Origin of the sequence: Mycobacterium sp. IS-836 (assembly GCF_001954275.1) — a bacterium.
Classification (GTDB): Bacteria; Actinomycetota; Actinomycetes; order Mycobacteriales; family Mycobacteriaceae; genus Mycobacterium.
In genome coordinates this window covers 13,832-36,532 of record NZ_MBEU01000032.1, presented here as the reverse complement: position 1 = coordinate 36,532, position 22,701 = coordinate 13,832, and the positions used below count along the sequence as shown (strand labels likewise).

General features: G+C 68.0%; 20 protein-coding genes. 9 read left to right on the top strand and 11 right to left on the bottom strand.

The genetic code is table 11. The features are described 5' to 3' along the window. Nucleotides 1-67: 67 nt before the first annotated feature. The 3 genes from A5747_RS10495 (at nucleotide 68) to A5747_RS10485 (ending at nucleotide 5,603) form a co-directional block, all read left to right on the top strand. Entirely contained in the window at nucleotides 68-835 is a 768-nt protein-coding gene (locus A5747_RS10495; protein WP_369805050.1) for a hypothetical protein, read from the top strand. Nucleotides 836-1,008: 173 nt separating this feature from the next. Then, nucleotides 1,009-4,698: a multifunctional oxoglutarate decarboxylase/oxoglutarate dehydrogenase thiamine pyrophosphate-binding subunit/dihydrolipoyllysine-residue succinyltransferase subunit gene (locus A5747_RS10490; RefSeq protein WP_076123747.1), complete on the top strand. Its 3,690-nt coding sequence runs from the start codon at nucleotides 1,009-1,011 to the stop codon at nucleotides 4,696-4,698. A 74-nt stretch (nucleotides 4,699-4,772) separates the two neighbouring features. Next, the gene (locus tag A5747_RS10485; RefSeq protein ID WP_076123744.1) at nucleotides 4,773-5,603 is read left to right on the top strand and encodes an SDR family oxidoreductase; all 831 of its coding nucleotides are present in this window, start codon (nucleotides 4,773-4,775) and stop codon (nucleotides 5,601-5,603) included. A gap of 3 nt (nucleotides 5,604-5,606) precedes the next feature. Here the strand turns inward: A5747_RS10485 and A5747_RS10480 are convergent, their stop codons facing one another. Genes A5747_RS10480 through A5747_RS10470 form a run of 3 tightly spaced genes read right to left on the bottom strand, consistent with a single transcriptional unit; the run spans nucleotide 5,607 to nucleotide 8,713 of the window. Next, the gene (locus A5747_RS10480) at nucleotides 5,607-6,488 is read right to left on the bottom strand and encodes a glycine betaine ABC transporter substrate-binding protein (protein ID WP_076123742.1); all 882 of its coding nucleotides are present in this window, start codon (nucleotides 6,486-6,488) and stop codon (nucleotides 5,607-5,609) included. After that, the gene (locus tag A5747_RS10475; protein ID WP_076123741.1) at nucleotides 6,485-7,675 is read right to left on the bottom strand and encodes an NADP-dependent malic enzyme; all 1,191 of its coding nucleotides are present in this window, start codon (nucleotides 7,673-7,675) and stop codon (nucleotides 6,485-6,487) included. Before A5747_RS10475 ends, A5747_RS10480 begins: the two co-directional genes overlap by 4 nt. Nucleotides 7,676-7,723: 48 nt before the next feature. Continuing rightward, entirely contained in the window at nucleotides 7,724-8,713 is a 990-nt protein-coding gene (locus tag A5747_RS10470) for a malate dehydrogenase (RefSeq protein ID WP_076123740.1), read from the bottom strand. 195 nt (nucleotides 8,714-8,908) lie between these two features. Between A5747_RS10470 and corA the strand changes: the two genes are divergently transcribed. Continuing rightward, entirely contained in the window at nucleotides 8,909-10,012 is a 1,104-nt protein-coding gene (gene corA, locus A5747_RS10465; protein ID WP_076123798.1) for a magnesium/cobalt transporter CorA, read from the top strand. Nucleotides 10,013-10,110: 98 nt separating this feature from the next. Here corA and A5747_RS10460 read toward each other — a convergent pair whose 3' ends face one another. Genes A5747_RS10460 through A5747_RS10435 form a run of 6 tightly spaced genes read right to left on the bottom strand, consistent with a single transcriptional unit; the run spans nucleotide 10,111 to nucleotide 15,525 of the window. Further along, entirely contained in the window at nucleotides 10,111-10,713 is a 603-nt protein-coding gene (locus A5747_RS10460) for a suppressor of fused domain protein (RefSeq protein WP_076123739.1), read from the bottom strand. Beyond that, a complete protein-coding gene (locus tag A5747_RS10455) occupies nucleotides 10,710-11,879 on the bottom strand; it encodes an ABC transporter ATP-binding protein (protein WP_076123738.1) in 1,170 nt (389 codons plus the stop codon). Before A5747_RS10455 ends, A5747_RS10460 begins: the two co-directional genes overlap by 4 nt. A gap of 4 nt (nucleotides 11,880-11,883) precedes the next feature. Next, on the bottom strand, nucleotides 11,884-12,708 hold the full coding sequence (locus tag A5747_RS10450) for a carbohydrate ABC transporter permease (protein WP_076123737.1): 825 nt from the start codon (nucleotides 12,706-12,708) through the stop codon (nucleotides 11,884-11,886). Next, a complete protein-coding gene (locus tag A5747_RS10445; RefSeq protein ID WP_076123796.1) occupies nucleotides 12,701-13,540 on the bottom strand; it encodes a carbohydrate ABC transporter permease in 840 nt (279 codons plus the stop codon). The genes A5747_RS10450 and A5747_RS10445 overlap by 8 nt, the downstream gene beginning before the upstream one ends. Before the next feature lie 38 nt (nucleotides 13,541-13,578). Beyond that, nucleotides 13,579-14,979, bottom strand: coding sequence for an extracellular solute-binding protein (locus A5747_RS10440; protein ID WP_076123736.1), 1,401 nt, complete (start codon nucleotides 14,977-14,979; stop codon nucleotides 13,579-13,581). Nucleotides 14,980-14,997: 18 nt separating this feature from the next. Next, nucleotides 14,998-15,525: a general stress protein gene (locus tag A5747_RS10435; RefSeq protein ID WP_076123735.1), complete on the bottom strand. Its 528-nt coding sequence runs from the start codon at nucleotides 15,523-15,525 to the stop codon at nucleotides 14,998-15,000. A 108-nt stretch (nucleotides 15,526-15,633) separates the two neighbouring features. Here A5747_RS10435 and A5747_RS10430 point away from each other — a divergent pair, with 108 nt between their 5' ends. The 5 genes from A5747_RS10430 (at nucleotide 15,634) to A5747_RS10410 (ending at nucleotide 20,775) form a co-directional block, all read left to right on the top strand. Next, complete coding sequence (locus A5747_RS10430; protein ID WP_076123734.1) at nucleotides 15,634-16,206, top strand: DUF4190 domain-containing protein; 573 nt, start codon at nucleotides 15,634-15,636, stop codon at nucleotides 16,204-16,206. Between the two features lie 62 nt (nucleotides 16,207-16,268). Beyond that, entirely contained in the window at nucleotides 16,269-17,579 is a 1,311-nt protein-coding gene (locus A5747_RS10425) for a magnesium transporter MgtE N-terminal domain-containing protein (RefSeq protein WP_076123733.1), read from the top strand. Further along, a complete protein-coding gene (locus A5747_RS10420) occupies nucleotides 17,576-18,118 on the top strand; it encodes a DUF1003 domain-containing protein (protein WP_076123732.1) in 543 nt (180 codons plus the stop codon). Before A5747_RS10425 ends, A5747_RS10420 begins: the two co-directional genes overlap by 4 nt. A gap of 127 nt (nucleotides 18,119-18,245) precedes the next feature. Continuing rightward, nucleotides 18,246-19,583 (top strand): lytic transglycosylase domain-containing protein, encoded by a 1,338-nt coding sequence (locus A5747_RS25235; protein ID WP_083700306.1) that lies wholly within the window; start codon nucleotides 18,246-18,248, stop codon nucleotides 19,581-19,583. 34 nt (nucleotides 19,584-19,617) lie between these two features. Beyond that, nucleotides 19,618-20,775, top strand: coding sequence for an Mrp/NBP35 family ATP-binding protein (locus tag A5747_RS10410; protein ID WP_142245519.1), 1,158 nt, complete (start codon nucleotides 19,618-19,620; stop codon nucleotides 20,773-20,775). Between the two features lie 4 nt (nucleotides 20,776-20,779). On the opposite strand, the gene tatB is transcribed toward A5747_RS10410, so the two are convergent. Beyond that, nucleotides 20,780-21,175 (bottom strand): Sec-independent protein translocase protein TatB, encoded by a 396-nt coding sequence (tatB, locus tag A5747_RS10405; protein ID WP_076123730.1) that lies wholly within the window; start codon nucleotides 21,173-21,175, stop codon nucleotides 20,780-20,782. Continuing rightward, nucleotides 21,176-22,690, bottom strand: coding sequence for a S1C family serine protease (locus A5747_RS10400; protein ID WP_076123729.1), 1,515 nt, complete (start codon nucleotides 22,688-22,690; stop codon nucleotides 21,176-21,178). Nucleotides 22,691-22,701 lie beyond the last annotated feature (11 nt).

The following is a 22,701-nucleotide window of genomic DNA, read 5'->3' as shown; positions in this document are numbered from 1 at the left end:
CGGCCCGGCCCGTGTGCAGCAAAATGCGCGTTAGCCTGAAAGGACGCAATAGGTCAGGGAGTTGGTCTTGAAAAGATCCGAGAGAAGGTCCGAGCGCGGGTTTGCGCCGGATGCGTTGCCCGCCGCGGGGGGCGGTCGGCCCAAGGCATCCGCACGGGCATTGGCGCAGGTCATCGAGCGTAGCTCCCGGCTCCAGGGCCCGGCCGCGACGGCCTATGTGGCCCGGCTACGGCGGGCCCACCCCGGTGCCAGCCCGGCCGAGATCGTCGCCAAGCTGGAAAAGCGCTACCTGGCCGCGCTGACGGCCAGCGGCGCTGCGGTGGGTTCCGCGGCCACATTCCCCGGGGTCGGGACGCTGACAGCGATGACCGCCGGCGCCGGCGAAACGGTGTTCTTCCTCGAGGCCACCGCGGTGTTCGTGCTGGCGAACGCCGTGGTGTACGGCATCCCGGCCGACCACCGCGAACGGCGCCGCGCGCTGGTGCTTTCCGTGCTGGTCGGAGACGACAGCAGGCGCGCCATCGGCGAGTTGATCGGACCCGGGCGCACCAACGGTGGCTGGCTGGCGGAGGGCATGGCCACGCTGCCGCTGCCGACGTTGTCGCGGTTGAACACCCGGATGCTCGGATATTTCGTCAAGCGGTACACCGTGCGGCGTGGCGCGCTCATGTTCGGCAAGATGCTGCCGGTCGGCATCGGCGCCGCGGTCGGCGGCGCCGGCAATCGCATGGTGGGCAAGAAGATCGTCCGCAACGCCCGTCAGGCATTCGGCGCCCCGCCGGCGCGCTGGCCGGCCCCCCTGCGCGTGCTGCCGCCCGTCCACGAAGCCGGCTAGCCGCCAAGCCTGGATGGTCCGTCTGTCGAATTGCCGGGGAAGCGATAGCCTTTATGGGTCGGAAACGTCGAGGAGCGCCGCGGGTGTGAAGTGACGGGTCAACCGAGGCGCGAGAAGTCGCAGGCGCCGCGCAATGCGCTTGCAAAACAAAGGAATTGAGGCGAACAGCGGCCGTGAGCAACATAAGTTCACCATTCGGGCAAAACGAATGGCTGGTCGAGGAAATGTACCGCAAGTTCCGCGACGACCCGTCGTCGGTGGACCCGAGCTGGCATGAGTTCCTGGTCGACTACAACCCCGAGCCCGCCTCCGACACACCCCCGAGCGCCCCCGCCGACGGGCAGGCCGCCCCCGAACCAAAGACCGCTGCGCCAGAAGCCAAGCCGGCTGTGCCAGCAGCCAAGCCCACGCCACCCGCGGGCAATGGCGCCGCCGTGGCCGCGGCACCGGCCAAGGCCCCTACTCCCCCACCGGCCGAGGGCGACGAGTTGCAGGTACTGCGCGGCGCCGCCGCGGCCGTCGTCAAGAACATGTCCGCGTCCTTGGACGTGCCGACGGCGACCAGCGTGCGGGCCGTTCCGGCCAAGCTGATGATCGACAACCGGATCGTCATCAACAACCAGCTCAAGCGCAATCGCGGCGGCAAGATCTCCTTCACCCACTTGCTGGGCTATGCGCTGGTGCAAGCGATCAAGAGTTTCCCGAACATGAATCGCCACTACGCCGAGGTCGACGGCAAACCCACCGCGGTCACGCCCGCCCACACCAACCTGGGCCTGGCGATCGACCTGCAGGGCAAGGACGGCAAGCGCTCGTTGGTGGTCGCCGGCATCAAGGGTTGCGAAAACATGCGGTTCGCGGAGTTCGTCTCCGCCTACGAGGACATCGTGCGGCGTGCCCGCGACGGCAAGCTCACCGCCGAAGACTTTGCGGGAGTGACGATTTCGTTGACCAACCCCGGCACCATCGGCACGGTGCACTCGGTGCCCCGGCTGATGTCCGGGCAGGGCGCCATCATCGGCGTCGGCGCGATGGAATACCCCGCTGAGTTTCAGGGCGCCAGCGAGGAACGCATCGCCGAGCTGGGTATCGGCAAGCTGATCACGCTGACTTCGACGTATGACCACCGCATCATCCAGGGCGCGGAATCCGGCGACTTCTTGCGCACCATTCACGAGATGCTGCTCTCGGATGCCTTCTGGGACGAGATCTTTCGCGAGCTGAGCATCCCGTATCTGCCGATCCGGTGGAGCACCGACAACCCCGACTCGATCGTCGACAAGAACGCCCGCGTCATGGAGTTGATCGCGGCCTACCGCAACCGCGGGCATCTGATGGCCGACATCGACCCGCTGCGGTTGGACGGCAGCCGGTTCCGCAGCCACCCCGACCTCGAGGTGCTGACCCACGACCTGACGCTGTGGGACCTCGACCGGGTGTTCAAGGTCAACGGCTTCGCCGGGGCCGAGTACAAGAAGCTGCGCGACATCCTGGGCCTGCTGCGCGACGCCTACTGCCGCCACATCGGCGTGGAGTACACCCACATCCTCGAGCCCGAGCAGCAGGCATGGCTCGAAGAGCGGGTCGAGACCAAACACGTCAAACCGACTGTGGCCGAACAGAAATACATCCTGAGCAAGCTCAACGCGGCAGAGGCTTTCGAAACCTTCCTGCAGACAAAGTACGTCGGGCAGAAGCGATTCTCGCTGGAGGGCGCCGAAAGCGTCATCCCGATGATGGACGCGGCCATCGACCAGTGCGCCGAGCACGGCCTGGACGAAGTGGTCATCGGGATGCCGCACCGCGGCCGGCTCAACGTGCTGGCCAACATCGTCGGCAAGCCGTACTCGCAGATCTTTTCCGAGTTCGAGGGCAACCTGAACCCGTCGCAGGCGCACGGCTCCGGCGACGTCAAGTACCACCTCGGCGCCACCGGCGTGTACCTACAGATGTTCGGCGACAACGACATTCAGGTGTCGCTGACCGCCAACCCGTCGCACCTGGAGGCCGTCGACCCGGTGCTGGAAGGCCTGGTCCGCGCCAAGGAGGACCTGCTGGACAAGGGCGACAGCGAAGACGGCTTCTCGGTGGTGCCGATGATGCTGCACGGGGACGCCGCCTTCGCCGGCCAGGGCGTGGTCGCCGAGACACTGAACATGGCCCTACTGCCCGGTTATCGCGTGGGCGGCACCATCCACATCATCGTCAACAACCAGATCGGCTTCACGACCGCGCCGGAGTACTCCAGGTCCAGCGAGTACTGCACCGACGTCGCCAAGATGATCGGGGCGCCGATCTTCCACGTCAACGGCGACGACCCCGAAGCGTGCGCCTGGGTGGCGCGGCTGGCCGTGGACTTCCGGCAGAAGTTCAAGAAGGACGTCGTCATCGACATGCTCTGCTACCGGCGGCGCGGCCACAACGAGGGCGACGACCCGTCGATGACCAACCCGATCATGTACGACGTCGTCGACACCAGGCGCGGCGCGCGCAAGAGCTACACCGAGGCCCTGATCGGCCGCGGCGACATCTCGATGAAGGAGGCCGAGGACGCGCTGCGCGACTACCAGGGCCAGCTGGAGCGGGTCTTCAACGAGGTCCGCGATCTGGAGAAGCACGGCGTGCAGCCGAGCGCCTCGGTCGAGGCCGACCAGATCGTCCCCGCGGGGCTGTCCACCGCCGTGGACAAGTCGCTGCTGGCCCGCATCGGCGACGCGTTCCTGGCGGTACCGGAGGGCTTCTCCGTGCACCCGCGCGTGCAGCCGGTGCTCGAGAAACGCCGCGAGATGGCCTACGAGGGCAAGATCGACTGGGCCTTCGGCGAGCTGCTGGCTTTGGGGTCGCTGGTGGCCGAGGGAAAGCTGGTGCGGCTGTCCGGTCAGGACACCCGGCGGGGCACTTTCTCCCAACGGCATTCGGTGATCATCGATCGCTACACCGGCAAGGAATTCACGCCGTTGCAGCTGCTGGCGACCAACCTCGACGGCAGCCCGACCGGCGGCAAGTTCCTGGTCTACGACTCTCCCCTGTCCGAGTACGCCGCCGTCGGTTTCGAGTACGGCTACACCGTCGGCAACCCCGACGCCGTGGTCCTGTGGGAGGCGCAGTTCGGCGACTTCGTCAACGGCGCGCAGTCGATCATCGACGAGTTCATCAGCTCCGGGGAGGCCAAGTGGGGCCAGTTGTCCAACGTGGTGCTGCTGCTGCCGCACGGCCACGAGGGGCAGGGACCCGACCACACCTCCGCCCGGATCGAACGCTTCCTGCAACTGTGGGCGGAGGGTTCGATGACGATCGCGATGCCCTCGACGCCGTCGAACTACTTCCACCTGTTGCGCCGGCACGCGCTCGACGGCATCCAGCGTCCGCTGATCGTGTTCACGCCGAAGTCGATGCTGCGCAACAAGGCCGCGGTCAGCGACATCAAGGACTTCACCGAGATCAAGTTCCGCTCGGTGCTGGAGGAACCCACCTACGAGGACGGCGTCGGCGACCGCGGCAAGGTCCGGCGGATCCTGCTGACCAGCGGGAAGATCTACTACGAGCTGGTCGCGCGCAAGGCCAAGGACAACCGCGACGACGTCGCGATCGTGCGCATCGAGCAGCTGGCGCCGCTGCCGAAACGCCGGCTGGGCGAGACCCTCGACCGCTACCCGAACGCCGGCGAGTTCTTCTGGGTGCAGGAGGAGCCGGCCAACCAGGGCGCCTGGCCGCGGTTCGGCCTGGAGCTGCCCGAGTTGCTGCCGAACAAGCTGACCGGCATCAAGCGCATCTCCCGCCGGGCGATGTCGGCCCCGTCGTCCGGGTCGTCGAAGGTGCATGCCGTCGAGCAGCAGGAGATCATCGACACCGCGTTCGGCTGACCCGTTCGCACCCGAAGAGAGCGATACCCCGGGTACCGGTTAACCTCAACGGGAGCCGACACGAGGAGGTGCTCATGCAGGGATTCGCCGGCAAGGTCGCGGTGGTGACCGGCGCGGGTTCGGGTATTGGGCAGGCGCTGGCCATCGAGCTGGGACGTTCGGGTGCCAAGCTGGCGATCAGCGACGTCGACACCGAGGGACTGGCGCACACCGAGGAGCAGCTGAAGGCGATCGGCGCGCAGGTCAAATCCGACCGGCTCGACGTGACCGAACGCGAGGCCTTCGTGGCCTACGCCGAGGCGGTCAACGAGCACTTCGGCAAGGTCAACCAGATCTACAACAACGCCGGCATCGCCTTCACCGGTGACATCGAAATCAGTCAGTTCAAGGACATCGAACGGGTGATGGACGTCGACTTCTGGGGAGTCGTCAACGGCACCAAGGCATTTCTGCCATACGTGATCGCGTCCGGGGACGGCCACGTCGTCAACGTCTCGAGCGTGTTCGGGTTGTTCTCGGTGCCGGGCCAGGCGGCCTACAACGCGGCCAAGTTCGCCGTCCGCGGCTTCACCGAGGCGCTGCGACAGGAGATGATCCTGGCTCGCCACCCGGTGGCGGTGACGACGGTGCACCCCGGCGGCATCAAGACCGCGATCGCGCGCAACGCCACCGCGGCCGAGGGCCTCGACCGCGACGACCTGGCCAAGCTGTTCGACAAGCGGCTGGCCCGGACCAGCCCGGAACGCGCGGCGAAGATCATCCTCGACGCGGTCCGCAAGAAGAAGGCCCGGGTGCTCGTCGGCACGGACGCCAAGCTCCTGGACGTCATGGTGCGGGTCGCGGGCCCGTACTACCAGCAGGTCTTCGGGCCCGTCCTGGGCCGGTTGATGCCGCCCAAGCGCTGACGCTCAGCGGCCCAGCGGGTGTTCGGCCAACCACCCGCCGGCCACCGCACGCGGGTCGGCGCCGCCGTCCACCTGCCGGCGCATGTCGGCCAGGGCCGCGGTGTCCAGCACGCCGGCCACTTCGTTGATCGCGAGCAATTGCCGGTCTTTGAGCGCGTTGCGGCGATACAACGGCACCACGTTCTCGGCCTGGATCAGTGCGGGCTTGCGGTCGGCCAGCGCGACGAGGTCGCCGGGAATGGCCGGGTCGGCGGTGGTGGTCCATCCCGCGGTCAGCTGCCCGGCCCGCACCGCGGCGAACATCGTTGTGTCATCCGGGAATTCGCGTGGCGCGGGAAGCCGGCACGTGCCGACCGACGCGGGCGCATGGCGGCCGGCGACGATGCCGAGACTCAGCCCGTCGCAGTGTTTAGCCAGTGCGCTCAGGTCCGCGCTGAGATCGGTTCCGGCCCAAGCCTTCGCGGTGGATTGACTCACCAGCAGCACGGGTTTGTCCTCGGCGGCGGTGGTGTAGTCGCCCGCCAAGACGCCCTCGGGCAACGCCGCGATCATCGCTCGGTAGACGGCCGCGTCGGAGAGCACCGCGGCGCCGGGCTGCAGGGTCCGCAGCACCTCACCGGTCAACGCGGGGACGATCGTGACCGCGCCGGAGTCCAGTCGCGCCATCGGGTCGTCGGCGGTCTCGGTTCGCGCGCCGAAGCCGTAGGAATGCAAGGCGGCGGCGTAGACGGCGGCCAGCAGCACCGACTGGGAGTCGCGGCCGGATCCGACCACCAACTCCGGCGCGGGGCGGTGGTCCTGGGTGTGGGTCGCGCAGCCGGCCGCCCAGAGAACCACAGCGAGTGCGGCGGCGATCAGCGGCGCCACCGGCCGGCTAGTTCTCACCCCGGGCTGTCAGCGGCGGCGGCCACCGCGGCCGAAACCGCCTCCCCGACACGCAGATCCAGCGGACTCGGGACGATCCGGTCGGGCGCCAGGTCGTCGCTGACCACCGAGAAGATCGCCTCGGCCGCGGCGATCTTCATGCTCTCGGTGATCCGGCGAGCGCCGGCGTCCAGCGCGCCGCGGAACAGGCCGGGGAAGGCCAGCACGTTGTTGATCTGGTTGGGGAAGTCGCTGCGGCCGGTGGCCACCACCGCCGCGTACCTGGCGGCGACGTCGGGGTGAATTTCCGGGTCGGGATTCGACAGCGCGAACACGATCCCGCCGGGCGCCATGGTGGCGATCAGTTCCTCGGGAACCACACCCGCGGACAGCCCGAGGAACACGTCGGCCCCGTCGAGCGCTTCGACCATGCCGCCGGTGAGACCGTCGGGATTGGTGCATCGCGCCAGATCGGCCTTGACGACGTTCATGTCGTCGCGGCCGGTGTGCAGGATGCCGCGCGAGTCGAGCACTGTGATGTCCGAAACCCCCGTTGCGAGAAGAAGTTTCGAGCAGGCCACGCCGGCCGCCCCCGCGCCCGATACCACCACGCGCAGGGTCGACATGTCGCGGCCCAGCACCTTGCTGGCGCCCATCAGCGCCGCGAGCACGACGATCGCCGTGCCGTGTTGGTCGTCGTGCATCACCGGGCAATCCAGCGCTTCCACGGCGCGGCGTTCGATCTCGAAGCAGCGGGGCGCGGAGATGTCCTCCAGGTTCACCGCGCCGAACGTCGGGCGCAGTCGCACCAGGGTGTCGATGATCTCGTCGGGGTCCTTGGTGTCCAGCACGATCGGGATCGCGTCCAGCCCGGCGAACTCCTTGAACAGCCCGCATTTGCCTTCCATCACCGGCAGCGACGCGGCCGGTCCGATGTCACCGAGGCCCAGTACCGCGCTGCCGTCGCTGACAACGGCCACCAGTCGGCTCGCCCACGTGTAGCGCGACGCCAGGGTGTGGTCGGCGGCGATCGCACGACTGACTTGCGCGACGCCCGGGGTGTAGGCGATCGACAGCGCGCGCTGCGTGTCCAACGGAGTCGTCAGGCCTACGGAAAGCTTGCCGCCTACATGTGCCTCGAAGATGTCCGCGTCGGTGATGACGCCGTCCTCGGAGCGAGTCTGTATCGATTCAAGCAATTCGGACACGGGCCCAGGGTACTGACTACCCGTTAGTAGGCCTAATTGGGATCCGGGTCAGATCAGACCGAGCTCGGTGACCGCCTTGCGCTCGTCGACCAGTTCGGCAGTGGTCTTGTCGATACGGCTTTGAGAGAACTCGTCGATCTCGAGGCCCTGCACGATCGACCAGTCGCCGTCTTTGGTGGTCACCGGGAAGGACGACACGATGCCCTCGGGCACGCCGTAGGCGCCGTCGGAGAAGACCGCCATGGAGACCCAGTCACCGTCCGGGCTGCCCAACAGCCAGGAGCGGGCGGCGTCGACGGTCGCCGACGCGGCCGAGGCCGCCGACGAGGCTCCGCGGGCGTCGATGATCGCCGCGCCGCGCTTGGCGACGGTGGGTATGAAGTCGTTCTCGATCCAGTTCTGGTCGTTGACGACCTCGGCGGCGTTCTTGCCATTGACCTCGGCGTGGAAGATGTCGGGGTACTGGGTGGCCGAGTGGTTGCCCCAGATGGTCATCTTCTTGATGTCCGTGACGGCCGCGCCGGTCTTCTTGGCCAGCTGCGAGATCGCGCGGTTGTGGTCGAGGCGGGTCAGCGCGGAGAAGCGCTCCTTCGGGATGTCGGGTGCGTTGCTGAGCGCGATCAGCGCGTTGGTGTTGGCCGGGTTGCCGGTGACGCCGATGCGGACGTCGTCGGCGGCAACCGAGTTGAGCGCCTTGCCCTGCGCGGTGAAGATCGCGCCGTTGGCCTCCAGCAGGTCGCTGCGCTCCATGCCCGGTCCGCGCGGACGCGCGCCGACGAGCAGCGCCAGGTTCACGCCGTCGAAGATCTTGTTCGGGTCCGCGCCGATTTCGACGCCCGCCAGCAGTGGGAACGCGCAGTCGTCGAGTTCCATCACGACACCCTCGAGCGCCTTGAGCGCCGGCTCGATTTCGAGCAGCCGCAGCTCGATCGGGCGCTCGGGCCCCAGCAGCGAACCGCTGGCCAGGCGGAACAACAGGCTGTAGCCGATCTGGCCGGCGGCGCCGGTGACGGCGACCTTCAGAGGACTTGCACTCACTTCTGGTACTCCTATGGAGAAAGTCGGTTTGTAGGTATTTCGGTCCGCGTCGAAACTAGCGCACCCCCGCGCGGCGCCAGTCATGCACCCGCGGCTGCCAGGCACTTTTCCCGCCTTGTCTTCCTGCCTTGTCGTGCCCGGACGCGTAGCATTGACCACCGCTCGCCCAGGCCTGCGCAGTGATTGGAGGTTGAGGTGTTCCAGGGATTCGACGCGTTGCCGGAAGCGCTGAGACCGATCGCGAAGCCGCGACCGACACCGCAGCACGCGCACCCCGAGCCCCGGCCCGCCGAGCCCCTGGTCGACTGCGGCGTCTACGTCGAAGGGCACCGGATAGCGGGCAAGTACAGCTACACCGCCGCGCTGGACAAGGTCCGCGAAATCGAAGTCACCGGCCAGTCGGCGTTCGTCTGGATCGGGCTGTATGAGCCCGACCAGACCCACATGCAGGAGATCGCCGACGTTTTCGGGCTGCACCCGTTGGCGGTCGAGGACGCGGTGTGTGCCCAGCAGCGACCCAAGCTGGAGCGATACGACGACACGATGTTCCTGGTCTTGAAGACGGTCAACTACGTGCCGCACGACTCGGTGGTGCTGGCGCGCGAGATCGTCGAAACCGGCGAGGTGATGATCTTCGTCGGCAAGAACTTCGTGATCACCGTCCGCCACGGCGAGCACGGCGGCTTGTCGGACGTGCGCAAGCGATTGGATGCCGAGCCCGAGCATCTGCAGTTGGGTCCCTTCGCGGTGATGCACGCCATCGCCGACCACGTCGTGGATCACTATCTCGAGGTGACCGCGCTGATGGAGACCGACATCGACAGCATCGAGGTCGTCGCGTTCGCCCCGGGCAGCAAGCTCGATGTCGAGCCGATCTATCTGCTCAAACGGGAGGTCGTCGAGCTGCGCCGGTCCGTGAACCCGCTGTCCGCCGCGTTCCAGCGCATGCAGACCGAGGGTAAGGACCTGATCTCGAAGGAAGTCCGGCGCTACATGCGCGATGTCATCGACCACCAGACCGCGGCCGCGGATCAGATCGCCAGCTACGACGACATGCTCAACTCGCTGGTGCAGGCGGCGTTGGCCCGGGTCGGCATGCAGCAGAACAACGACATGCGCAAGATGGCCGCCTGGGCCGGTATTTTGGCGGTGCCCACGATGGTCGCCGCGATCTACGGGATGAATTTTCATTTCATGCCCGAGCTGAACTGGACGTGGGGTTATCCGGCCATCATGGCCTTGATGATCGTCTCCTGCCTGGTCCTGTACTTCCAATTCCGCAGGAACAACTGGCTTTAGCTGCTTAGTGCCCCGCACCACTCCGTCGAGTGTGCATCCAGGGCCGCGAGTGTGCGTCCAGGTCGCCGTGGGCGCACACTCGATGAAGCACCAGGCGATCAGTTGGGTTGTGCCGCAGGGCGATTCGGATCCAGCACATTCACGCCGTCGTTCTGCCAGGCCTGCCGCATGGCCTCGGCGCCTTTGAGCCGCACCCAGGCCGCTTCGGTCGCGGTGATGGGGGTCGCCGACAAGAAGTTGACCGGGTCACGCGGCGGCTCCAGCGACAGATCCGGAATGTCGCTGCGGCCCAACAACACCGCGGTGAACGGCGCGCGCCCCGAGGGTCGCGCCCACAGCGGCGAGCCCAGGTCGATCAGCGCGTCGGCGGCCAGTATCACGCCGTCGACGGCGGGCGTGGCAGCAAGGATGGCCAGGCTGCGGGCGATGCCGGTGACCGGACCGGGATCTTGCAGCCGCAGCACGATCTCGGCACGTGGGCCACGCAGTTGGTCGACGAGGATTTCGGTCGGGTCGCGCATCGGGTGGCGTGAACAGCCCAGCGACACATAGTGCATCAATCCGTCGCCCCGGAACCGCAACACCTCGATGGTTTCGGTGCCCAGAAAAGTCACGCTCGCCGTATCGGGCTCGGACTCGATCCCGGCTTCGGCGAAGTAGCGGCGCAGGTGCGCGCGCACGTGGTCCAGATGCTGTGTCACTCGGGTGGGATGGTCAGGTTGACCCCGGAGTCCGCATCGAAGACCGCGAGTTTGGTGGTGTCGAACGCCAACTCGATCGAACCCCCGATGGCCGCCTTCGACTCCGCGGGAACCCTTGCCACGAACTGGTTTTCGTGCATTTCGCCCTGCGCCTCCAGCTCGTCCAGCTGAGCCGCGTGCACGGCCGGGCCGGTGGTGGTGAAGTACAGGTATTTGTCGGCGCCCAGCGATTCGACCAAGTCGACCTTGACCTCGAAGGTCAGCGCCCGGATGCGTTGGTAGGCGTCGATCAGCGCGGCATCGGCCAGATGCTCGGGTCGCACCCCGACGATGACGTTCTCCGGGGTCGGGTGCCCCGCGATCACCTCCAAGACCTCCGGCGCCAGCATGACCTCGCCGAAGGGCAGGGTCAGTCCCGTCGGCGTCAGGGTGGCGGGGAAGAAATTCATCGCCGGCGAGCCGATGAAGCCCGCGACGAACAGGTTGGCCGGGCGCTCGTAGAGCTCGTCGGGGGTGCCGATCTGCTGGGCGACACCGCCGTGCATCACCACCACGCGGTCTCCCAGCGTCATCGCCTCGGTCTGGTCGTGGGTGACGTAGACGGTGGTGGTGCCCAGCTTGCGCTGCAGTCGGGCGATCTCGCCGCGCATCTGCACCCGCAGCTTGGCGTCCAGGTTGGACAGCGGCTCGTCCATCAGGAAAGCCTTGGGGTGGCGCACAATTGCCCGGCCCATCGCGACGCGCTGCCGTTGCCCACCCGACAACTGGGACGGCTTGCGGTCCAGGAGGTCGGTCAGGTCAAGGGTTTTGGCGGTCTCGGAGACCTTCCGCGCGATCTCGGGCTTCTTCATCTTCGCCAGCGTCAGCGGGAAGGCGATGTTCTGCCGCACGGTCATGTGCGGGTAGAGCGCATAGGACTGGAACACCATTGCGATGTCGCGGTCCTTGGGCGCTTTTTCGTTCACCCGCTCGCCGTCGATGCGCAACTCGCCCGACGAGATATCCTCAAGCCCGGCAATCATATTCAGCGTCGTCGTCTTGCCGCAGCCCGAAGGCCCGACCAGAATCAGGAATTCGCCGTCGGCGATGGTGACGTTCAGGTCCTGAACCGCTATTGCCCCGTCGGCGTACGTCTTGTTCACGTGCTCCAGCACAATCTCGGCCATCGCGCTATCCCTTCACAGCGCCAGAGGTCAACCCGGCGACAATCCGTCGTTGGAAGATTAGAACAAAGACGATGATCGGGATCGTGATCACGACGGCGCCTGCCGCGATCGATCCGGTCGGTTCCTCGAACTGTGAACTGCCGCCGAAGTTCACGATCGCCACCGGCGCGGTGATCGCCGCCTTGGTGGCGGTCAGCGACAGCGCCAGCAGCAGGTCGTTCCACGCGAAGATGAACACCAGGATCGCCGCGGTCACCAGTCCGGGCGCCGCCAGCGGGACGATGACCTTGCGGAAAGCCTGCCCCGGCGTCGCGCCGTCCATCTTGGCCGCCTTCTCGAGATCCCAGGGCACCTCCCGGAAGAACGCCGACAGCGTGTAAATGGCAAGGGGCAACGCGAAAGTGATGTAGGGCAGGATCAGCCCCGGCCAGGTATCGAACAGGCCGAGGAAGCGCTCGATGTTGAACAACGGCGTGACCAAGGAGATCGCCGGGAACATGGTGATCAACAGCGCGGCGCCGACGAGCGCACGCTTGCCGGGAAAGTTCAACCGGGCAATCGCGTAGGCCGCCATCGCACCCAGCACGACCGCGATCGTGGTGGTGATCAATCCGATCCCGATGGAGTTGATCAGTGCCGAACTGAAGAAGTCGCCCCGGAAGATGCCGCGATAGTTGGCCAACGTCACCGACGACGGAATCAGCTTGCCGTCCTTGACCGTTGACGTCGGTTTGAGCGACAGGCCGAGAATCCACAGCACCGGAAGCAGCGCGTACACCACAACGACCGCGTCGACGACGGCCCACACGGCGGTGCGCCGCCTATCCATTGACTTCACCGCCCGGTGCCGCGGCGCCGAAGACCTTGATATAGACGAGCGCGATGACGCCCGCGCAAATGAAGATCAGCACACTGATCGCCGAGCCGATGCCCACGTTGAAGCCTTTGAAGAGGTTGTCGTAGCCCAGGATTGACACCGACCCGGTGTTGTTGGCGCCGTTGGTCAACACGTAGATGTTGTCGAAAATGCGGAAGGCGTCCAGGGTACGGAAGAGCAGCGCCACCACGACCGCGGGTTTGATGATCGGCAGGGTGATCCTGGTCAGTCGCCGCCACGCGCCCGCGCCGTCGACCTGGGCCGCCTTCAGCAGATCCTCGGGTACCAGGGCCAGGCCGGCCAGCAACAGCAGCGATAGGAACGGCGTGGTCTTCCAGACCTCGGCAATGACGACGATGCCCAACGACGGGATGCGCTCGGTCAGCGGCGCACTACCCTGCGGCAGCAGGTTGGCCAGATATCCGGTGCCCGGCGTCCAGGCGTAGTACCAGCTGTACGACGCGACCACCGTGACGACGCCGTACGGGATGAGCACCGCGGTGCGCACCACGCCCTTGCCGACCAGCGTGCGGTGCATCACCAGCGCCAGCGCCAGGCCCAGCACGAACTCGATCGACACCGACACCACCGTGATCGCGAGCGTCACGGCGAGCGCCGTCCACCAGTACCGGTCGCTCAAGATCGTTTGGTAGTTGCCCAGGCCAATGAACGCGGTGTCGTTGGGGGTGGCCAGGTTGTTGCGCTGCAGGCTCAGCCAGATCGCGTAGCCGATCGGATAGGCGGTCACCGCAACCATGAGCACCGTCGCGGGTGCGACGAGCATGAACGCAAGTCGCCGTTCCGAGGTCGCGACAGGAGGGGTCACGGCAGCAGCCCCTTCCCGTCGATGGCCTTCTGCACCTGGGCGGTGAGCCGGTCGGCCGTGGCGTCCGGGTCGATCTCGGTGATGGGGCTCAGCGTCGACGCGAGCCGGATGGCCACGGCCTGGTAGGCCGGCGTCGCGGGGCGGACCGCAGCATCGGTGAGCTGCTGGCGAATGACGGTGTACATCGGGTACTTGGCCTGGAACTGCGGATCGGAGTACAGCGAGGTCCGCACGGCGGGCAGGCCGCCCGCGATCGCGACGTACTTCTGGCTCTGCAGGCTGCGCAGGCAGCGGACGGCTTGGAACGCCTCGGCGCGGTGACGGGTGGTGCTGGCCACCGCCAGGTTGAGCCCGCCGATCGTCACCCGGGCCGGCCTGCCCGGCGCGACGCCGGGGTAGGGCGCGAAACCGAACACCTTCTGGCTGGCGTCGTAGGCGATGCGGAATTGCTCATCGTTGGGCACGAACGCGCCGACGCCGTTGACGGTGCCGGCCAGCTCGGGATTCCGGTTGAGCGGAAGGAAGTCCACACCGCCCTTCACCGCGTTCTCCAGCATGGACGGCAGCACGAAAGGCCAGTTGACTTCGAGTGCGGCCTTACCCTGTTCGACCGCCAACCGCGCCGTGGCCTCATCGGTGCGGGTGATTGACGGATCGGCGCCGGGCGCGGTGGCCACCGACTTGAGAATGCGCAGCGCGTTGACGGTGGCGGCGCGGTGGGCGGGCGTGTCGGTCAGGGTGACCTGTCGGCCGTCCTCGGAGAGCACCTGACCGCCGCCGCTCACCAGCAGCGTGTTGAACCACACCACCAGCCCTTCGGCCTCGTTGGCCTGCACCGCGATCCAGCTGGGCTGGCCCGCCGCGCGCAGCCGGGCCGCCTCGGCCACCATGTCACTCCAATCGCTCGGTGGCCGCTTGACCAAATCCGGCCTGTACCAAAGCAATTGGGTGTTGGTAGCCATGGGTGCGGCATAGAGCCTGTGTTTCCACCGGGCCGTCGCGAGCGGCCCCGGCAGGGTATCGGCGGCCGCATCGGTCTCGGCCCGCCCGGCCGGGTCGTCGGAGAGCGGCAGCGCCCAGCCCGCCTCGGCGAACTCCGCGGTCCAGATGACGTCCAGCGCCATCACGTCGAGGCTGCGGTCGCGACCGGTCAGCCGGCGGGCCAGCTGCAAGCGCTGCTCGCCGGGCGCCCGGGCCAGGCTTATCTGTGCGATGGCGAACCGGCCGCCGAGTTCTTCGGTACAGCGATGAGCCACATCGGCGAACGTCCCGCCGTCGGTGGCCGGCGTATAGAAGCTGATCACCAGCCGATGCCCGGCGGAGCCGCAGGCCGACACCGATGCGATCGACAACGCCGCCAGCACGATTGCGCCCAATGCGCGCCCGCGACGACTCACTGAATCAGCCTCCGCGCGTCAGATAGCCAGGCGCGCCAGCAGATCCCGCGCTTTCTCTGCGTTCTGGGGATCGCAGAGCACGTCGTAGCGGCCGGCCACCAATTGCATCGTCGAGCTGAAATCCCTTGTGCCGCGGGCCATTGAATAGGGAACCGCCGAGGTGATCAACCCGAAGAACACGCCGGCGACCAAGCCGGTGGCCAGCGCGGCCCATGGATTCGGGCTGAAGAAGCCGAGGACCAACCCGATGAACAGTCCGAGCCAGGCGCCGCTGAGCACGCCGCCGCCGAGCACCTTGGGCCAAGTGAGCCGGCCGGTGACGCGCTCGACCTGCATGAGATCGACGCCGACGATGGTCACCTGCTGGACCGGGAACTGCTGGTCGGATAGGTAGTCGACGGCGCGCTGCGCCTCGGCGTAGGTGGGGTAGGACCCGACCGGCCAGCCCTTGGGGGGAGTAGGCAATCCGGGCACACCACGCCGTCCGGCGCCGGGGCCGGAGGGCGTCGCGCCGGGAACCTGCCCGGGCTGGAATGGATTAGTCATCGCCGCTCATTCTCCTCCGGCCTGGAAACGGCTGCATCCCTGACCCTCCCACCCTATCGACCGATTGTGGCCGCGCCCTCCACCAGCGTGGCGGTTAGATTGATCGGCATGACAGCTCCCGGCGGCGGCGAAGACGCCCACGACGACGCGGCGCGTCCGCCGCCGAGTGGCGAGCAACCGCCTTGGCAACCTCCCTGGGATGCGCCGGTACCGCCGCCCGCGGCCGACTACCCACCGCCCTATCCGCCGCCGAGCTACCCGCCCGGCTATCCGGGCGGCTATCCGCCCCCCGCCTACGGGCCGCAGGGGCCGCCGCAGTTTGGTCCCGCCGGCTATGGGCCGCCGCCGGAATACCCGCCTCCGGACTATCCGCCGCCGGGCTATCCCGCGCCGGGCTACCCCCCACCCGGCTATCCCCCACCGGGCTATCAGGGCTATGGGCCGCAGCCGGAGATGCAGCTTGGGATGAACGGTCTGGCGATCGCCTCGCTGATCTCGTCGTTCACCGGCGTGTTCTGCTGCATCGGCGGGATCGTCGCCATCGTGCTGGGCGCGATCGCACTGGGCCAGATCAAGCGGACTCACCAAGACGGCTACGCGCTGGCGGTCGCCGGCATAGTGATCGGCGTCGCCACCCTGATCGTCACCTTGATCGTCGCGATCTTCGCGATGCAGCGTTAGCGGCGCGCGGGGCGCTGACACCGCGGCTGCCTTGCGGCCAGCGGCTGCCTAGGCTCTGTTGCATGGGATCGGTCAACCGGGTGTACGCCGCGCGGCTCGCGCGAATGTTGGTGCTGGGTCCACTCGGTGAGAACTTCGGGCGCGTCCGCGATGTCGTGATCAGCATCAGCATCGTGCGTCAGCAACCGCGGGTGCTGGGGCTGGTCGTCGACCTGGCCACCCGGCGCAGCATCTTCATTCCGATCCTGCGGGTCGCCGCGATCGAACCCAACGCGGTGACCCTCAACACCGGCAACGTATCCCTGCGTCACTTCGAGCAACGGCCGGGCGAGGTCCTGGTGATAGGCCAGGTGCTCGACACCCCGGTCAAGGTCAACGACCCGGAGCTGCCGGAGCTGGCCGGCGTCGACGTCGTCGTCACCGACCTGGGAATCGAGCAGACCCGAACCCGGGACTGGATGGTGCACCGGGTGGCCGTTCGCGGCCAACGACGGCTGGGACGGCGCGGCCCCGTGCACGTCGTGGACTGGCAGAGCGTGCAGGGACTGACCCCGTCGGCACTGGCGTTGCCGGGTCAGGGGGTGGCCCAGCTGCTTGAGCAATTCGACGGGCGAAAGCCGGTCGATGTGGCCGATACGATCCGCGGGCTGCCACCCAAGCGGCGCTACGAGGTGCTGCGGGCGCTCGACGACGACCGGCTGGCCGATGTTCTGCAGGAGCTCCCTGAACTGGATCAGGCCGACGTGCTGTCGCAGCTGGGCACCGACCGATCGGCAGATGTGCTGGAGGAGATGGACCCGGACGACGCCGCCGACCTGCTCGGCGTGCTGAATCCAACCGACGCCGAGATGTTGCTGACCCGGATGGACCCCGACGAATCCGAACCGGTGCGAAGGCTGCTGACGCACTCCCCCGACACCGCGGGCGGCCTGATGACCTCGGACCCCGTCGTGCTGACACCGGACACGTCGGTCGCCGAGGCGCTGGCCCGGGTCCGCGATCCCGACCTCACCGCCGCGCTGTCGTCGATGGTGTTCGTGGCGCGCCCGCCGACGGCCACCCCGACCGGACGCTATCTGGGCTGCATTTCGTTGCAGCGACTGCTGCGGGAGGCGCCGGCGGAGTTGGTCGGCGGGATCGTCGACAGCGACCTGCTCACCCTGACGCCGGAAACCCCCCTGGGCGCGGTGACCCGCTACCTCGCCGCCTACAACCTGGTATGCGGACCGGTGCTCGACGACCAGAACCATCTGCTGGGCGCGGTAACCGTGGACGACCTGCTCGATCACCTGCTGCCGCACGACTGGCGCGTCGACGTGCAGCAGCTGGACAGCGCCGGTCGTATCGAACAACGACTGGGAGGATCCGCGTGAGCAGATCCACGGCACCGCGAAGGCTGTATACCCCGCGGACATCGCGCAGGTATTCGCCGCGGCTGGACCCCGAGACCGTCGGCCAGATCACCGAGTCCATCGCGCGGTTCTTCGGCACCGGCCGCTACCTGCTGATTCAAACCATCATCGTGATCGGGTGGATCGTGCTGAACGTATCCGCCGCCTCCCTGCGCTGGGACCCATACCCGTTCATCCTGCTTAACCTGGCTTTCTCCACCCAGGCCGCCTACGCGGCACCGCTGATTCTGCTCGCGCAGAACCGGCAGGAGAACCGCGACCGGGTGGCGCTCGAAGAGGACCGCCGTCGCGCCGCGCAAACCAAGGCCGACACCGAGTATCTGGCGCGGGAGCTGGCCGCGCTGCGCCTGGCTGTTGGCGAGGTGGTGACCCGCGAGTACCTGCGTCACGAGCTCGAGGATCTCCGCACCCTGCTAACCGATCTACAGCGGGAAACCACGGACGACGGGACCGCGCAGGCGCGCGATGACCTGGAGCGGGCCGCCAAGAAATCAAGATGAATCGCAAATCAACCATTGCGCCACTCCCGTAACGGGAGTTATGTAGGGTGACAAGTTCACGAGGCTAAGAAGAGGTTTCCGGCAGCTCACATACTCATCCGGCAGCTCACATACTTAGGACGGTCGAGTGCGCATAGGGGGACGCTGGGGTGCACGCCCGGCCGCCGCGGCGGCCGCGAATCGGGCAGCCGGCGTAACGCGGACACCGGCATTCGGGGTAGCCGTGATTACTCCGTTGGTGTTAGCCGGGGCGGTTGGCGCGGCGGCTCCGCCGTTGCACGGCAAGGGCCCAATCCCGTCCGTGCATGCCGTCGTAAGCCCGGTAGCTGCGGTTTCCCCCGCTGTGCCTGACCTGTCCGGCCCGGCCGTCATCGCGATCGAGCATGCGCCGACCGCCTTCCATGTCGCCGCGGGCGCCGCCTCGGCGCCGCCGCCGCCGAGGATCGTGAATGCGCCCGGCGCGCTGGGCATCCCGACGATCGCGCTGACGGCCTACCGCAGTGCCGAACAGAAGATGGCCGCCGAGGCCCCCGGCTGCGGCATCAGCTGGAACCTGCTGGCCGGGATCGGGCGCATCGAGTCGGGCCACGCCGGCGGCGGCGCCGTCGACGCGCGCGGTACCGCGGTCGTTCCGATATACGGACCCGCTCTTGACGGCACGCTGCCCGGCAACGAGGTCATCCTGCAGAGCAGCGTCGGCAACCGCCCGACCTACGCCCGCGCGATGGGACCGATGCAGTTCCTGCCCGGCACCTGGGCCCGCTACGCCTCGGACGGCAAGGGCGATGGCACCGCCGACCCGCAGAACCTGTTCGACGCCACGCTCGCGGCCGCCCGCTACCTGTGCAGCGGCGGGCTCAACCTGCGCGACCCGGCGCAGGTGATGTCCGCGATCCTGCGCTACAACAACTCGATGCCCTACGCCCAGAACGTGCTGGGCTGGGCGGCGGCCTACGCGACCGGCGTCGTCCCGGTCGACCTGCCGCCGATCACCGGTCCGCCGCCGCCGCTCGGCGACGCGCACGACGAGCACCCGGAGGGGCTGGGCCCCAACCTGCCGATGAACATCAACGGCCTGCCCATCGACGATCCGCTGGCGCGGATGCCGCTGATCGATTTCGGCCCGCAGCAGCCTCTCGGCCAGCCACCGATGTTCCCGTGGCAGTCGCCCAACACCGGGGCACCGGCGCAGACACGACAGCCCGGCTGCACGCTGATCTGCATCGGCCCGCAAAGCTCGCCGCAAGCCGGACCGCAGTTCGGCCCGCCGGCTCCCCCACCGGCACCGCCACCGCCGCTAGCCCCACCGCCGCTAGCCCCACCGCCGCCCGATGCCGTCCCGCCGGCCGCGCCGCCGGTGGCCGGCCCCGCCGCGGCTTCGCCGAGCGCCTCGGCGTCACCCAGGCCGGCCGGCCCGGTGTCGAACGCTGCGGGCAACCAGCCGGCAGCGGCCCCGGCGGCCTGACCCTCGGCCGACCGGCCGCCTACACTCGGCGGTGATGTCCCGTCATGACCCCGCCGGTTCGCAAGCCGACCTGAGCGCAACCATCCGCACCGCCCTGAGCAAGGTGATCGACCCCGAATTGCGGCGTCCCATCACCGAACTCGGGATGGTCAAGAGCATCGACGTCGCCCCCGACGGCGGCGTGCACGTGACGATCTACCTGACCATCGCCGGCTGCCCGAAGAAGAGCGAAATCAGCGAGCGGGTAACCGAGGCCGTCGCCGACGTTCCCGGCACCGGCGCGGTGAAGGTCAGCCTGGACGTGATGAGCGACGAACAGCGCACCGAGCTGCGCAAGCAGTTGCGTGGCGATGCCCGCGAGCCCGTCATCCCGTTCGCCCAGCCGAGCTCCACGACCCGGGTCTACGCCGTCGCGTCCGGCAAGGGCGGCGTTGGCAAGTCGACCGTCACGGTGAACCTCGCCGCGGCGATGGCCGCGCGCGGCCTGGCGGTGGGCGTGCTCGACGCGGATATCCACGGCCATTCCATCCCGCGGATGATGGGCACCACCGCCCGGCCCACCCAGGTCGAGTCGATGATCCTGCCGCCGATCGCCCACGAGGTGAAGGTCATCTCGATCGCGCAGTTCACCGAGGGAAACACGCCGGTGGTCTGGCGGGGGCCCATGCTGCACCGCGCGCTGCAACAGTTCCTGGCCGACGTCTACTGGGGCGATCTGGACGTGCTGCTGCTGGACCTGCCGCCGGGCACCGGCGACATCGCCATCTCGGTGGCCCAGCTGATCCCGAACGCCGAGATTCTGGTGGTCACCACGCCCCAGCTGGCCGCGGCCGAGGTCGCCGAGCGGGCCGGCAGCATCGCGCTGCAGACCCGTCAGCGCATCGCCGGCGTCGTGGAAGACATGTCGGGCCTGATGCTGCCGGACGGCTCGACGCTGCAGGTCTTCGGCGAGGGGGGCGGCCAGCAGGTCGCCGAACGCCTGTCGCGGGCCACCGGCGCCGACGTGCCGCTGCTGGGCCAGATCCCGCTAGACCCCGCGCTGGTCGCCGCCGGTGACGCCGGGCTGCCGATCGTGCTGAGCGCGCCCGACTCGCCGGTGGGCAAGGCGCTGCGCGGTGTCGCCGACGGCTTGTCGACGCGGCGGCGCGGCCTGGCCGGAGTGTCGCTGGGCCTCGATCCGACCAAGCGCTGACTACTCAGGTCGCGTCGGTGTCGAACGGCGTGTGGCCGGGGGCCTGCGGCTGCGCCGCCGGCGAGGAAGGCTCCGCCGGCTTCGCGGGGACGCCGTTGACCGGCCGGTCGAAATTGCCGGTGAGGAAGGAGTCGTCGCCGTCGAGCAGGTGTTTGGTCAGCGCGGCGCGGGGTGTCATGCCGCGTAGTCTCTGCAGCTCGCTCAGCGGGGCACGCAGATCGTCGAACTCGGGTCCGAGGTCCTGGCGCAGCTGGCTCGTCATGCCGCTGAAGTAGTCCCGGGCCTGGCGCAGCGCGTTCGACGTCCACCGGATGGCGCCCGGCAATCGCTCCGGCCCAAGGATCACCAGCCCGACCACCACGAGGACCAGGATGTGCTCCCAGCTGAGGTTCGCGAACACCTAGCCGTTATCCCCGTCCGGTTTCACGGTCAGCGTGACGTGCCGACCGTCGCGGACCACCTCGACCGGGGAGTCCTGCCCGACGTTGAGCTGCCTCACCGCGACGACGAACTCGTCGGCGTCGGCGACCTTGCGGTTGCCGACCTTGACGATCACGTCGTTCTCCAGGATCCCGCCCTTCTGCGCGGGGCTGCCCGCCTTCACGTTGGCGACCTGGGCGCCGGACGCGATCGCGTTGCTGACCGACCGGGTGCTGACCCCGAGCGTCGGATGCACGATCTTGCCGTCCTTGATCAGCGTCTGGGCGACTTCTCTGGCCTCGTCGATCGGGATCGCAAAGCCCAGCCCACTTGCGCTGTCCGACAACGACTTTCCGGCGGTGTCGATGCCGATCACCTGGGAATCCATGTCGATCAGTGGGCCGCCGGAGTTGCCGTGGTTGATCGAGGCGTCGGTCTGGATGGCGTCGATGACGGTGTCGGTGTCGGAGCCCTCCCCCGACAACGGGACGGGACGGTGCAGTGCGCTCACGATGCCGTGAGTCACGGTGCTGCGCAGCCCCAGCGGCGAACCCGCGGCAAGGACCTCGTCGCCGACGCGAACCTTGTCCGAATCGCCGAGCCGGGCCACAGTCAGGTTGTCGACGTTGTCGACCTTGAGGACGGCCAGGTCGGTCTTGGGGTCGCGCCCGACGAGGTTGGCGGGCACTTCCTTGCCGTCGTTGAACACCACCGTGGTCTTGAACTGGCTCGGGTTGTTGGCCGCCTCGGAAATCACGTGGTTGTTGGTGACGATGTAGCCACGACCGTCGATGACGACGCCGGAACCCTGCATGCCCTCCTGGTCGCTCTTCGACTCGATGGTCACCACCGAATCAGCGGTCGCGGCGGCCACCTTCGCGAATCGGCCCGCCGGTCCTTCGTTGTTGCCTGGGGTCGACAGCGTCACCTTCGAGGTGGTGAACGCCTCGACGACTTCGGCCGTCTTGCGGCCGATCACCCCGCCGATCAGCCCAATCACCAGCGCAATCAGCAGCAGCACGGCCAGCGCCAAGTAGGACACCCGGCCGCCGAACAGTACGTCGCGCACACCCAGCTTGCCGCCGTAACCGAGCGCGGAGTGCGGTGCCGGCGGGGTGACCGCCGGGGTCCCCAGCGCCGCCGCGGCCGCGGGGTCCCGCCACGGATCGTCGAGCTCGTCCGGGCCGGCACCGTCCGTCTCGGCGGTCAGCGCACCGGCGTCGACAGGATGGCGTTGCAGCGACTCGCCGACCCCGACGGGGCGGCTGAACGCCTCCTCCAGAACGGGGTCGGCCGGTTGATCGTGCGGCGAAAACTCGGACTGTTCCCGGTACTTCTGCGGGCGCACGCGCTCCGCGACGAAGGACCCCTGCTGCCCCGCGGGGCGACCGAACGCCTGCCGCGAGGCGGGGTCGACTGGTGGCCGGGAGATGGGGCGCGGCGCGAGGCGGTTGCCGCCGTTACTGCCGCTGTCGTTGCCTTGGTCGGAGGTCACGTGATCCTCTT

What these genes read in the sequence shown, in the direction of transcription:
- A5747_RS10455 (WP_076123738.1), bottom strand. Translation starts at nt 11,879, where the DNA reads ATGGCCGAGATTGTGCTGGAGCACGTGAACAAGACGTACGCCGACGGG.
- A5747_RS10445 (WP_076123796.1), bottom strand. Translation starts at nt 13,540, where the DNA reads ATGCTCGTCGCACCCGCGACGGTGCTCATGGTTGCGGTGACCGCCTAT.
- A5747_RS10450 (WP_076123737.1), bottom strand. Translation starts at nt 12,708, where the DNA reads ATGGATAGGCGGCGCACCGCCGTGTGGGCCGTCGTCGACGCGGTCGTT.
- A5747_RS10435 (WP_076123735.1), bottom strand. Translation starts at nt 15,525, where the DNA reads ATGACTAATCCATTCCAGCCCGGGCAGGTTCCCGGCGCGACGCCCTCC.
- A5747_RS10410 (WP_142245519.1), top strand. Translation starts at nt 19,618, where the DNA reads ATGTCCCGTCATGACCCCGCCGGTTCGCAAGCCGACCTGAGCGCAACC.
- A5747_RS10425 (WP_076123733.1), top strand. Translation starts at nt 16,269, where the DNA reads ATGGGATCGGTCAACCGGGTGTACGCCGCGCGGCTCGCGCGAATGTTG.
- A5747_RS10430 (WP_076123734.1), top strand. Translation starts at nt 15,634, where the DNA reads ATGACAGCTCCCGGCGGCGGCGAAGACGCCCACGACGACGCGGCGCGT.
- A5747_RS10485 (WP_076123744.1), top strand. Translation starts at nt 4,773, where the DNA reads ATGCAGGGATTCGCCGGCAAGGTCGCGGTGGTGACCGGCGCGGGTTCG.